Annotated in this window: 8 protein-coding genes; 3 read left to right on the top strand and 5 right to left on the bottom strand. The window is 66.7% G+C overall.

Translation table 11 applies throughout. The features are described 5' to 3' along the window. The first annotated feature begins 23 nt into the window (after positions 1 to 23). Genes mutL through miaA form a run of 3 tightly spaced genes read left to right on the top strand, consistent with a single transcriptional unit; the run spans position 24 to position 4,601 of the window. Positions 24 to 2,090 (top strand): DNA mismatch repair endonuclease MutL, encoded by a 2,067-nt coding sequence (gene mutL / locus LCC91_RS03750; protein ID WP_058616317.1) that lies wholly within the window; start codon positions 24 to 26, stop codon positions 2,088 to 2,090. A gap of 50 nt (positions 2,091 to 2,140) precedes the next feature. Beyond that, positions 2,141 to 3,397, top strand: coding sequence for a multidrug effflux MFS transporter (locus LCC91_RS03745; protein ID WP_043699944.1), 1,257 nt, complete (start codon positions 2,141 to 2,143; stop codon positions 3,395 to 3,397). 10 nt (positions 3,398 to 3,407) lie between these two features. After that, entirely contained in the window at positions 3,408 to 4,601 is a 1,194-nt protein-coding gene (gene miaA, locus LCC91_RS03740) for a tRNA (adenosine(37)-N6)-dimethylallyltransferase MiaA (protein ID WP_052231480.1), read from the top strand. Here the strand turns inward: miaA and LCC91_RS03735 are convergent. The 5 genes from LCC91_RS03735 to LCC91_RS03715 are packed head-to-tail and all read right to left on the bottom strand — an operon-like array spanning position 4,596 to position 13,264. Beyond that, on the bottom strand, positions 4,596 to 7,433 hold the full coding sequence (locus LCC91_RS03735; protein ID WP_043699941.1) for an ATP-binding protein: 2,838 nt from the start codon (positions 7,431 to 7,433) through the stop codon (positions 4,596 to 4,598). The two genes, miaA and LCC91_RS03735, sit on opposite strands and share 6 nt — an antisense overlap. Beyond that, positions 7,430 to 8,701, bottom strand: a complete 1,272-nt coding sequence (locus LCC91_RS03730; protein WP_043699938.1) for an ATP-binding protein — start codon at positions 8,699 to 8,701, stop codon at positions 7,430 to 7,432. Before LCC91_RS03730 ends, LCC91_RS03735 begins: the two co-directional genes overlap by 4 nt. A gap of 1 nt (position 8,702) precedes the next feature. Continuing rightward, the gene (locus LCC91_RS03725) at positions 8,703 to 11,498 is read right to left on the bottom strand and encodes a TrlF family AAA-like ATPase (RefSeq protein WP_043699935.1); all 2,796 of its coding nucleotides are present in this window, start codon (positions 11,496 to 11,498) and stop codon (positions 8,703 to 8,705) included. A 9-nt stretch (positions 11,499 to 11,507) separates the two neighbouring features. After that, positions 11,508 to 12,083: a DUF4276 family protein gene (locus LCC91_RS03720; protein WP_224441010.1), complete on the bottom strand. Its 576-nt coding sequence runs from the start codon at positions 12,081 to 12,083 to the stop codon at positions 11,508 to 11,510. Between the two features lie 8 nt (positions 12,084 to 12,091). Further along, entirely contained in the window at positions 12,092 to 13,264 is a 1,173-nt protein-coding gene (locus tag LCC91_RS03715) for an AAA family ATPase (RefSeq protein ID WP_043699929.1), read from the bottom strand. Positions 13,265 to 13,269 lie beyond the last annotated feature (5 nt).

Below are 13,269 nucleotides of genomic sequence, written 5' to 3'. Positions count from 1 at the left end.
CCCACCCTCTAGAATCAGCGGCGATGAGCGTGCCTTCCCCCGCCACCCCCACGGCTCCATCGGCCCGACGCCCGATCCGGCCCCTGCCGGACGAGTTGATCAGTCAGATCGCCGCCGGCGAGGTGGTCGAGCGCCCCGCCTCCGTGGTGCGCGAGCTGGTCGACAACGCGCTGGACGCCGGCGCGCGCCAGATCACGGTGCGGCTCGTGGGCGGCGGTGTGCGCCTGATCGCCGTGGAGGACGACGGCTGCGGCATCCCGCGTGACGAGCTGCCGGTGGCCGTGCAGCGCCACGCCACCAGCAAGATCCGCGACCTCGCCGAGCTGGAGGCGGTGCAGACCATGGGTTTTCGCGGCGAGGCGCTGGCCGCCATCGCCTCCATCGCCGAGCTGGCGCTGCTGTCGCGGCCCGCGGACGACCCGGCCGGGCACGCGTGGCGGCTGGATGCGCGCACCGGCGAGCTGCAACCCGCCGCCCGTCCCCCCGGCACGACGGTGGAGGTGCGCGAGCTCTTCTACGCCACCCCCGCGCGGCGCAAATTTCTCAAGAGCGACGCGACCGAACTCGCGCACTGCATTGAGGCCGTCCGCCGCCACGCGCTGGCGCGGCCGGACGTCGGGTTTGCCATTTGGCACGACGGCCGGCTGGTTCAGCAGTGGCGCGCGTGCACCGACCTGGACCCGACCCTTGCCTGGCAGCGGCGCATCGCCGACGCGCTGGACGGCGATTTCGTCGCCGCGGGAATCGCCGTGGACGCGAGCGCGGGCCCGCTGCGCGTGCACGGCCTCGTCGGCCGGCCGGACATGGCGCGCAGCCGCACCGACCGGCAGTTCGCCTACGTCAACGGCCGCTACGTGCGCGACAAGGTCGTCACCCACGCGGTGCGCAGCGCTTACGAAGACGTGCTGCACGGCCAGCGCCAGCCGGCGTATGTGCTGTTCCTGACGATCGACCCGCACGCGGTCGACGTCAACGTCCACCCGACCAAGATCGAGGTGCGCTTTCGCGACAGCGGTGCCGTGCACCAGGCCGTGCAGCGCGCGGTGGAGGCGGCGCTGGCCGCCCCGCGCAGCGCGGCCGCCGGCGCAGCCCCACTTTCGGCGACGGCGAGCGGCGGCCTGACCACGGCGACCACGGCGACCGCGGCCGCCCCCGAAGGCCACACCGCCACACCGTCAGACCCCACCCGCTGGGACACCACCCGCTACCGCGGCCACGCCAGTCTGCCACTGAGCGTGCGCGAGCCGACGCCGTGGCCACGCTGGGCCGGCTGGCCCGAGCCCCCGGCTGCGCTTGGGGGGGGCGAGGCGGCGGTTTACCCGGTACCGCAGACCGGCCCGCACGCCAGCCCACTCACCGACCCGTCCGCGCCGCCGGACGGGGGCGCATCGGCACCCCACGCGGTGACCCAGCCGTCCACGGCGACCGCCCCTGGCGATGGGGGCCCACCCACGACCGACACCGTCACCCCCCCCGGCGAAGCGTCGCCGGACGCGTGGCCGCTCGGGCGGGCGCTCGCGCAACTGCACGGCATCTATATCCTCGCGGAAAACGCCCACGGCCTGGTGCTGGTCGATATGCACGCCGCGCACGAGCGCATCGTCTACGAGCGCCTCAAGGCGCAGTTCGACCGGCTCGGTGATGGCGGCGCCATGCCCAGCCAGCCGCTGCTCATCCCGGCGACGTTTGCGGCCACGCCGCTGGAAGTGGCCACCGCCGAGCGCTGTGGCGAGGCCCTGCTGCGCCTGGGGCTGGAGGTGGCGCCGCTGTCGCCCCAGACGCTGGCGGTTCGGGCCGTGCCGGTGTTGCTCGCGCACGCCGACGCGGTCGCGCTGGCGCGCTCGGTGCTGGCGGAGCTGGACCAGCACGGCGGCACGCGCGTCCTGGAGCGCGCGCGCAATGAACTGCTGGCGACGATGGCCTGCCACGGCGCGGTGCGCGCCAACCGGCGCCTGACGCTCGACGAGATGAACGCGCTGCTGCGGCAGATGGAAGCCACCGAGCGCAGCGACCAGTGCAACCACGGCCGCCCCACGTGGCGGCAGCTGACGCTGCGGGAGCTGGATGCGCTGTTCTTGCGCGGGCGCTGATCGCGTCACCCCGTCGCCCCCTGGCAGCCTCACTGTTACTATTCATAACCATGCAAGCCGCCTCGCCCGCCCCCGCCGCTCCGATGCCGCCCGGTTGGGTGGTCGTCTTTCTGTCGCTGCTGCTCGGGGTGCAGCCGCTGGCCACCGACCTGTACCTGCCGGCGCTGCCCGCGATCACCGCGGCGTTCGACGCGCCGATGGCCAAGGTGCAGGCGACGCTGACGGCACTGCTGCTGTCGTTCGGCGCGGCGCAGCTCGTCTGGGGGCCGGTGTCGGACCGCTACGGCCGCCGCCCCGTGCTGCTGGCGGGCCTCGCGGCGTACACGCTCGCCTCCATCGGTAACGCGCTGGCCGCCAGTATCGAGCAGCTCATCCTCTGGCGCATCGTGCAGGGTGCCGCGATGGGCGCGGCCGTGATGGGCGCGCGCGCGATCGTGCGCGACCTCTACCAGCCGGTGGAGGGTGCGCGCATGATGTCCAAAGGGCTCAGCGGCCTGGGGATTTTTGCCTGCATCAGCGGGCCGCTGGGCGGCTGGCTCACCGAACACTTTGGCTGGCGCGTCACGCTGGCGGCGCTGGCGGTGTTCTCCGCCGTGGCGCTGGCGCTGGTGGCGTTGCGCTTTCGCGAAACCCTGCCCGCCCGCAACCCGCGCGCGCTGCAGCCGCGCGAGATGCTCACCATCTGGTCGCGCATCGCGCGCCACCCCACCTTCTGGGCGTGGGCGCTGCTGGCGGCCACCTCCTACGGCGGGCTGTTCACCTTTCTGGCGACGTCGTCGTTCGTCTTCATCACCGTGCTGGGCTTGACCAAGACGCAGTACGGGCTGCTGATGTTGTCGATGTCGCTAGTCTACATCGCGGGCACCATCCTGTGCCGGCGGCTCATCCCGCGCGTCGGGGTGCGCCGCACCGTGGCCATCGCGGCCGGTTTTACGCTCGCCGGCGGCACGCTGTGCGGGCTGCTCGCGCACCTGGGCTGGCACGGCACGTGGACGATCATGGGGCCGTACTACCTGTTCATCCTCGCGCACGGCGTGCACCAGCCCTGCGGCCAAAGCGGTGCCGTCTCGCCGTTTCCGCAAGCAGCCGGCGCCGCCTCGGCGCTCGCGGGTTTCATCATGATGCTCACCGCCTTTGGCATGGGCACGTGGCTGGGCCTGACGATGTCCACCGGGCCAGATGCGGGGGTGTATCCGCTGACCAACGGCCTGTGGTTCTGGGCGGTGGCGATCGCGGCGGTGGCCTGGATCCTCGTGCAGCGCCACGGGGAAGTGCGCACACAGCCCCAACCCGCGGCGACGCGATAATCCCGGGCCCATGAGTGCCCCGCCCCCCGTCCTGCCGCCCGAAACGCCGGCGGCCTGGCTGGCCATCGCCGGCCCCACCGCGAGCGGCAAAACCGCCGCCGCGCTGGCCATCGCCGCGCGCTGGCCGGTGGAGATCATCAGCGTCGACTCCGCCCTCGTCTACCGCGGCATGGACATCGGCACCGCCAAGCCCACCGCCGCCGAGCGGGCCACCGTGCCGCACCACCTGATCGACATCCGCGACCCGCGCGATGCGTACAGCGCGGCCGAATTCGTCGCCGACGCGCAGCGGCTCATCCACAACATCCGGGCGCGCGGGCGCTGGCCGCTGCTGGTGGGGGGCACGATGCTGTATTTCAAAGCCCTGTTCGACGGGCTGGACGACCTGCCGCCGGCGCAACCCGCGCTGCGCGCCGCCATCGAGGCCGAAGCCCGCGCGCGCGGCTGGCCCGCGCTGCACGCGGAGCTCGCCCGGGTGGATCCGGTGACCGCCGCGCGCCTGCCGCCCAACGACGCCCAGCGCATCGGCCGCGCGCTGGAAGTCTGGCGCGCCACCGGCACGCCGCTGTCGACGCTGCAGCGGCGCTGGGCGCGTTCATCCGCTGATCGGGCCGACGCCGGCATTCCGCGCCAAACGGGCGATGCGGACGGTGAGCCGAACACGGACTGCGCCAGCGACACGACGGCCAGCACACCGCGCGGCTCCCCCCACCACGGCGCCGATCCGGCGGGCCGCCACGACCCCGATGATCACGGCGCACCGCTGCGTATCGGCGCACTGCCCGGCGTGCTGCTGTCGCTGGAGCCGCGCGACCGCACGTGGCTGCATCGGCGCATCGGCGAGCGCTTCGTGCAGATGCTCGACGCGGGCCTCGTCGACGAGGTGCGCACGCTGCGCGCGCGCGGCGACCTGCACGCCGCCCTGCCCTCGATGCGCTGCGTCGGCTACCGCCAGACGTGGGAAGCGCTGGACGCCGCAGCCGCCCAGGGGCGCGAAACGCTCACCGCCGCCGAGCGCGCGCAACTGGCCGAACGGGGCGCCGCCGCCACACGGCAACTCGCCAAGCGCCAGCTCACCTGGCTGCGCTCGATTCCGCAGCGGCGGGTGATCGCGGCGGATGAGTCAGCAGGATTGAACAGGGTACTCGAAACGGTCGACAAGCTGTGGCGAGGCGTCGACCTGCCCGCCCCCGACTTGTCATGACTCGAATTCGAAATTCTTGAACCGCAACACGGTGCAGTTTTCCCTCACTGTGCGTTGCAGCCCCTCGTCAAAACCCGTGGCCGACTCCGCCTGGATTTCGATGGCAATTTTCACCTTCACACCGGGTCGTACGGTAAACGCCTGGACGACCTCGTCAACCACATCCGCAAACTGCTTCTTCGCCTGGATCGGGTCCAGCTCGATCGTGCCGTAAAACTGCCGCATGACTGCCTGCCCGACAGGCGTCCCACCCACGGTGTAGGCACCACTCGCGGAGTCACCTGCGTAAGAGGGGCTACCACCTGTGGGCACGCTTGCCGTGCCCCCCGCGCCGCCGTCCAAGCCGCCCCCTCGGGCGGCCTCCTCTGCCGCCCGCTGTTGTTCCGCGTAGGCCGCCGCAGCGGCTGGCTCGATCAAAAGCAGTGACGAGTCCAGAATCGGCGAGTACCGCTTGCCGTAGCTGAACCCAACGTAGCGGCCGTCCTCCTTTCCCTGCGCGAAGCCAAAGAAGTCGCGGCTTTCGGCACCCGCCGCCAGCGTCGACTGAAACACGGTATCGTCCCGCAAACGCGGCAGATAGAGCTGCTGGCAGGTCTGCTGCCACACCGTCAGCGCCGACACCTCCTTGACATCTTCCCGCCAGAACCATTCCGTCAGAACACGGCGCAGGTGGATGGGTGCCCATTCGGTGATGAGCAGCTCGTTCTCCTTGAGCACGCGTTCGATTTCCTGCGACCAGTTTTGCGCACCTGCATTGAGGGGAAAGTACTCCCAGATTACCTCGGATAAGCCCTTGCCCGGACGCGCTTCCTGCATCGGTGCCAGCAACCACCGGTAGGCCTCTCGGATCATGCGGCGCACGGTCTCCTCGGCCTGCTCGAGACTGGCGCTCGCCTGCTTGGCCATCAGGTTGTCAAGGACGATGCGGTTGTCCTTGTAGTCGGCGACGATGCTGCGCCAGGCGAGGTACGAGCGCACGTGGTCTTTCAGACGACTGATGCTGTCGTGGTCCGCCGCCACGAAGATCAGGCGATTTTGCTTGAAGCGGGGTTGGTCGCCACGTTTCTTCAAGATCTCCGTGGCGCGCTCCTGCGCCAAACTCTGGCCGCTTTTGCTGAAGGGCGCATCGGGCGGCAGGACCACCAGCCGCAATGCCCAGTCGTCGGGTACATCGCCGCTTTCGGTAAAAACATGGATGCCGCCGAACACGCCGCTGGCAAAGCTGCGCTGCAAGCGCTCCCGGATCGTGGGATATACGTCCTCTCGGTCTTGATAACGGCGCTTGCGTTCCTCCATCTCGCGCCGCAGATTGGGGCGCGTGTCCAGCCAAAAGCGGTTGTTGGCATGGTTCAGGTAATGCAGCCGATCCCGTAATCGTGTCAGGGCGTCTCTGAAGATGCCCACCGGGTGGCTGGGCAGCGCAGCCCCCAAGAGCACGCGCTCCAGCTCCAGTCCGCGCACCAACTGATTGGAGGTGGCGGGGGCGCTACCCAAAAAGATCGTGCGCGCCGTTCGCCGGCAGGCGTGCACGCTGCCCAAGCGGGCATCCGTATTCTCGATCGCCCAGGTTTCGGCGCGCTCGCCGTCCACGTCGCGCTCGATCACGGGGTCCCACCCCGGCGGCAGGTAGTAGATCGCTTCGTTGCGCACGTCAGCGTCATACAGTGGCAGACTCCCCGGCATGATCAGCGGGTCGTTGTTGCCGTCTTTCCACAGCCGGTGGATCACCTTGGCCATCAGCTTGAGCACCCCGCGGGTGCGCTGGAAGTTCTCCAGCGTCGACCAATCCTCATACAGCCGGTCGAACACCTCCGGGTGGATCGGGTAAGCGTGCAACAGCCGCTCAAAATAGCGGCTCTCCTGCGTCTCGACCGGGAAGTCGTTGCGGTGGACGGCATAAAAGTCCGCATACGCCCGGCAAACCGCCTCCATGGCCAGTTTGTCGTTGATGTGTGTAAACAAGCGCCGCCGCACAATTTCGAAAGCCTCTTCGGTGGCCACCGGCTTCCACAGCGCTTGCACGCGGCCGAAATAGTGCGCCAACGCCTCGAGCGCCCGCACGCCGCGCTGGCTGCCCGCTTCCTTATCCGACTCCGGCAGCGACGCCAGCAGCACCGCCGTGGGCACGGCCTTCAGGGCTTCGGTGAGCGCCTGCACGAACGAGAGGTTGGAGTCGAACGTCCCCCCGCTGAGCGTCTTGCCCTCCTCGAACTGCCGCACGTAGGCAACCAGCTCGTCGATCAGGATCACGCACGGAGCGGAGCGCGCCAGCAATGTCTCCAGCACCGCCTTGCCGGGTGACGTGCCCGACGCATCCGCATCGGCCACCAAGGCGTAACCTTCCGCACCGCCCAACTGCCACGCCAGATCACCCCAGAGCGTGCGGATCACATGCCCCTCACGGACGGTAGGCTGGTTGGGCGAAGCCTTGATCCCGTCGAGCACCGCAACCCTGGCCTTGGGCAGCTCCGTCACCCCTGCAACGTCCAGGATCGCCGCAACTCCCTGCAACTCACTGATGGGCACCTCGCCTTTGGCCAGGTGATACACGGCCAGCATGGTGTGCGTCTTGCCGCCGCCAAAAGCGGTCTGGAGCTGGATCACCGGGTCGCCGCCCTTGCCCGTCATACGCCGGACCACCGAGTCCAGCAACAAACGCATGCCCTCGGTGATGTAAGTGCGCTGAAAAAAGTGCACGGGGTTTTGATACTCCTCGTTTGCCGTGCCCGCGTGCACGCGCGACAGGTCCGCCGCGAACTCGGCTTGCTGGAACGTGCCTTTGAGCACGTCTTCGTGCGGAACGGCGATTTCACGCCAGGGTTTGAAACTCATACAGCTTGCTCCACGCGAGCGGCAAAAATCGTCAACACCAGCTCGCTGTCATCGTTTAGGTGGTATTCAGGGCGCTTTCCAGAAAGTCGCTCGCTTCTCGACAGGATGATCGATACCCCCTCGCCGCGCTTGTCCATGATATGACTGCGATGGTTCGCGAGCTCGTCATCACCAGTCGGACAGCGTGCCAGAAGGCTGGTCAGCGCTTCGTTGCGCGCCGCCTGACGGTAAGGCAGGCTCTCCGGCGTCATCGTGTTGGGCAACATCCCCGGCGAATACAACTCCAGCCGGTCGTCAAACAGACGCAACCGCACCTTGCTGCCTGCCATCGAGTAGTCGCGATGGGCCACGGCGTTGGTGACGGCCTCGAACACAGCCGTCATGTCAAACTGCGGCACATCCACCCGGCCACCCTCGGCACGCTTGTAGGCGGCTACCTGCATGTTCTTGCGCACGAAGGCACAGGTGGCGCGTATCTGCTCATCGAGCGGGCCTGTGATGTCTTGTGCGTCCCGTTGGTACGCCCCCTCGCCGGTTGGCACCACGTCCGTGCCCGCATAGGCCACCGCCTGCACGATGGCGCCGGGCAGGTGACGCTCCGGGTGGCGGCTGCCCATCAGCAGGCCCGCCACCGTTGGGCGCCAGACGTCTTGGTCGTCCTGCGCTGCCATCGCCAGCTTGGCCATCAGAACTTCCGGCGCGTCTGCACTTTGAGCGGGCGCGAAACGCCGCCACAAACTCTCATCCAGCTCGGAGAGCGTCGCACGCGGCACCGGTGTTTCGTCGAAGCGGATCAAGCGTGACTGGCTGCGTTGCTGAAACAATCGTGCCAAGTGATCGGGCGGCATCGGGCGCTTCGATGAGCCCACCCGATGCAAATAGCCGCCCGGGCTCTGATGCACAAAGAGACTGCGCGCCACCGCCACCCGAATGACAGGCTGCTCGATACCGGACAAATCGGGCAATGTCATGCGCTCGATGATGGGGGCCAAGGCCGGCTTCACCGAGTCCTCGCAGGCCTGCCGCACCAGGGCTTCGACGGCATCCAGTTGCTCGACCGGGATGCCCAACACCGTGCGCGATTTGTTCTCGACACCGAGTAACAGCACGCCCCCTGCGCTATTGGCAAAAGCCGCCAACTCGTCGGCTAAGTCTTCTTGCGAAGGGCCTCGGACTTTTCCGCCCGCGAACTTCACTTCCTTGAGCTCGAAAAAGCTGTCTTCGCCCAGGCGGATTTTTTCGAGCAGTTCCGATCGTGTGTCGAGCACTTCACACCTCCTTGCCCAGACGTCTCCAGCGACGGGTAAACGCTTCACGACCGCCTTCCATCACCCGGCAGACCTCCTCGCGCACGGCCTTGTCCTGCAAAGCGCCGCTTTGCTGAACGAAGCACTGGCCGCGGCCAAACTCCATCACGTGCACCAGTTCGGCGTCAGCATTGACCACGACGTTCGGATTGTGGGTGACGACGATGAGCTGCCGACGCAGCTTGTTTTCGCGGATCTGGCGCACGATCAGGTCGTAGATGAGGTGGTTATCCAGATCGTCCTCTGGCTGGTCAAGCACGATGGGTTCTTCGCCGAAGGCCAGCAGGAACGCCAGCAATGCGGCCGACCGTTGCCCTTGGGAGCCCTCGCTGATCGACTCCCATTTGTTCTCGCGCCGGTATTCGATGCGCAGATCGTCTTCGGGGAACCATACCAGCACGTGATCGGCGAGTTCCGGTTTTTCCCAGCGCTTGGCCAGGTAATTGCGGAACTTGCCGTGAAACGCCCCATCTGCCTCAAGCAGCCGCTGACGCACCTTGGCGATCATCGTCGGCTTGTCCTCGGCCCGCGCCAGATCCAAGGCGAGCCCCCCCTGCGGATGCCCGTTCTCATCGCGACGCAGGATATCGTCACTGAATCGCTCATCCGGGACATCGATCAACGCACGCAGACTCTCCTCGATGACCTGCGCGTCGAAGCCGTAGGGCACCAGCTCGATCCGGACAAAGTCGTTGTTCGCCAGGGTCTGGCGCAAAAACTCGTTACGCCGCGCACAGATCGCCGCGCGCCGCTGCTCGATGAGAGAGTGCTGCTGTTCGATCTGCTGCTGCAAGCTTTGCCGATCCACCTGCAATTGCTTGAGCGCTTTGTGCTGCCCCTCCAACTGCTGGCGCTGTTGGGTGAGCCGCGCGAAGGCCTGTGGGTCGGCCACGCCTTGGGCGGTCAGTTGCGCCTGCAAATCGGTGTGCGCCCGTCGCGCGGCTTCTGCACGCTCCCTCCAGGCGATCAGCCTCGCATCACCCTTCAGGCGTGCAATCTCCGCGTCCAGCTTTGCAGCCTCATCCAGCAAGCGCTGCCGGGTGCCTGCCAATACGGCATCCGCGTCGGCCCGCCAGGCCAAGAGGTCGGCCTCCGCCTCGGTGAAGTGCTGTGGCAGCCAGTCGTCGAGCAACAGTTCTTCGGCGGTTCGGTGCAGCCTTTGCGCAACCTCGCGCAACTGGGTGAGGGTTTCCTCCACCGCACGGCCTTGCTGCTGAGTACGGGCATAGGCCTGCAACACCGCGGCATGATCGGCTTGCGCCAGCGCTTTGAGCTTGGTCTCCAGCTCCTGCAATTGCCGCTCGACCTCCGGCAGCGTCGCGAGCTTGCCGTCAATCTCGCGCAAGCGCGCGCGCTGGGCGAAGAATGTGCGCCGGGCTTCCTCGAAGGCCTGTTTCAACGGCGCAACGCCTGCCGCCTCATCGATGATCTTGAGCAGCGCCTGCCGTCCGCCCCCGGCCATTGCGGCGATTTGTCCTTGCGAGAAGATGCGGATCGGAAAACGCCCAGCGTGCACGAGCTGGCTCGAAGAAGGCTGCCACTGCCCGTCGCGCCACTCTTGCACCTCGAGGTCTTTGCCCTCGTTGCCCCAGCACAGACGCAAGTGCTTGTCCTCGTGCTGCCACTCCACCCGAATCGCAGTGGTGGGCCGCAGCGCGCCCTTGTCGTCGCGCCCCCGGGCGATCTGGCGAAACGCTTCGAAGCGCTCGCGTGGCTCGCTGTCTTTGGGCAGGGCCTGAAGCTCGTCTTCGCGCCGGGTAGCGAGCCGAAGCGCATGCACCAGCGTCGATTTACCCGTCCCACGCCCGCCGACGATGGCATTGAAATAGGGCGACAGCTCGATGATCGCCGCCCGGCCATTGCCCATCGCCTTGGCGTTCTCGACCTCGATGCGGCGAAGGAGATGTGCGGGCGTCTTGAACGGTTCGAAAGGCCCCTCGTCACTGCGCCGAATCGACACCCCGTTGCCATCCAGCAGCGCCAGCCGCAACCCCTCCAGCGTCGGGCGAGCCATCTTGACCCAGGTGTAGCGGCTGCCCGGCACATTCGCGCCCTGGAAGTTGTGGCAGTCGCTGCCGAGCACCCGCGCCAACGGTTCGGCGAGTCTCTCCATGGCCTGGGGATAGGGGTGGGCCAGATCGCACCATTCGACCGCCAGTAGCTCCTCCACCTCCAGTGCTTGCCTGACGGTGTTGGTCGACAACGCGCATTGCCGGGTGCCGGGGTTGACGCGCAACAGGCCTTTTTCGGCATCGGCATGGGCCGGAATGGGAATGCCACCCCGTTCGATGATCTTGGCGATGACAGCGGCGACCGATTTGCGCGTCTCCCCATCGCTGTCGCCTTTGCTGCCTTCGTATTCGACCGCTCCCAACAGACTGTCGATATCGCTCGTCGTGGCTGACGGATCAAAGATCGCCAGCACGTGCACCCCACCGTTGGCGGAAATCTCGACCCCCGGAAAGATCGTCAGCTCCCGAAAGCCCGCCGGCGGGTTGCCTGCGTCGGCTCGCGCCTTCATTTGCGCGTAGGCGGCCTTGAGCGGGTCGATCCACGCGGCGCTGTTGTGGTCGGTCACCGCCACGCAGTCGATCTCAGCAGCCATGAACTTGAGAAGCCACCGCTCGGGCGTGAGTGCGTCGGGCGTACCGATGGCGCGTTGCCAGGGATCAGTGTCCTTCGACGCTGGCGTGTGGGTGTGGAAATCGAACTTCCACCAACGCGAACCGGGGTAAGGCCACACCGTTTTATCGAACATATCGCTTCCTCACACCCCCCGTTGGGACGCCGTATCTTTGCCCACTAAACGCTCGAGCCCCGTCACGAAAGCCTGCAAGCTGGCCGAGCGCGCGGTTTGCACCGGTAAAGCCTTACCCATGCGCCGGGCGGCGTCGGTCTTTTGAAAACACGCAATGGCCTGTTTCAAACTCGCGCTCGGCTTGGGACAGGCATCAGGGTTGGGGAAACGTTTGCCCAGACGTCGAATGGCTGCGGCGCAGTCTGGATACACCTTGCTCAAAGTTTGTGTATCAGCCAGGTACCACGCTTCCAGCTCCTGACACACCAAGCGAACGAGCACCTCTCGCCCACTACCCGATGCCAGCGCGAGCAAACGCCGCTTGAGTGCCAGACAGTCGGCGTTGTCATTGTCGCGCACGATCACAAAGCGCACTTGCGGTTCGCGCCAGGCCTTGAGCTTGCGCGCAATGCTGGCTTCCAGATCCGACTTGCCTTCATGCGCCAGGAGCAAAAAATCCCGCTCATGCTGCCAGCCTGGAATGAGGCGGGGCAAAAACTCCAGCAGAAACGTCTTCATCGAAGGCTCTTCGAGCAGAAAGATCACCCTCCCGCTCATCGATTCACCCCCTCGAACAACCCCTGCTTCCAGAGATAGCCCGGCAAGTCCCCCGCCTCGACCAAAGCGCGCAGGTTCTCCGAGTCGCTGGCGTGGGTCACCACGGTATAGCCCCCCTCTTTGCGCAGGCAGTAGATCTCCTCCAGCTTCAGCGCATTGAGAAAGTCCGGCGAATGCGTGGAGACGAACACCTGCCCACCGCGTTCGGCATAGGCGCGAAACTCCTCGGCCAGCTCGGACAAGAGGTCGGGGTAGAGCTGGTTTTCCGGCTCTTCCACGGCGAGCAGCGGAAAAGGCTTCGGGTCATGGAGCAGCACCAGGTAGGCAAACATCTTGATGGTGCCGTCCGACACAAAGCGCGCGATGAACGGATCCTGGAAGCTGCCATCCTGAAAGCGCAACACCAACCGCCCATCCTCGGTGGGTTTGGCCTCGATCTGGCTGACTCCCGGCACACGCCGCTTCATCGCGTCCAGGATCGCCTGAAAACGGTCGGGGTGGTAGGTGTAGAGGTACTGCGCCACCTGTGCGAGGTTGTCGCCCCGGGTCGAGAGGTGTTCCGCGTAGCCCTCTTCGGTCGAAGGCCGGGCGTCGGCAATGTGAAAATCGGAAACCTGCCAGTGCTCGATCAGGTTGCGAAACTCCGCCACCACACGAAAATCCTTGAACTGGCCCAAGCCCTTGATCGCCAACACATCGGGCTCATCCAAGGCATACTCCGCACGCTGCTCCGCGATCCCCTCGCGTCCATACTGCTCTTCGTTGGTGATCGCCGTCCCCCGGCCACGCGAAAAGTCGACGAAGTGCCACGGTTTGCCCCGCTGGCCGCGGCGAAACTTCAGCACCTCACGCTCGATCACCACGCGGCCGCGGTCCTCGTCGAAGGCGAGCTCATACGTGGCCAGACGACCGCCCGACTCGCGGAACTTGATCTCCAGCCGGATCGGCCCCGTCTGACCGCGGCTGCGCAACTCGCGCATCCCACCGCGACGCGCCACCGCCTTGCCCACGTTGAACGCCAAGGCATCCTTGAGGAAGGAAAAGACGTCGAACAGCGTGCTCTTGCCGGTGCCGTTCGCACCGACCAAGGCCACCAGCCGCGGCATGTGGTCCAGCCGGATGCGACGAAACGCCCGGTAGTTCTCGATCTCGATCGACTCGATCTGCATGGCAC

The sequence above is a fragment of the Tepidimonas taiwanensis genome (assembly GCF_020162115.1).
Lineage (GTDB): Bacteria > Pseudomonadota > Gammaproteobacteria > Burkholderiales > Burkholderiaceae_C > Tepidimonas > Tepidimonas taiwanensis.
This window is presented reverse-complemented; position numbering and strand designations above follow the sequence as displayed.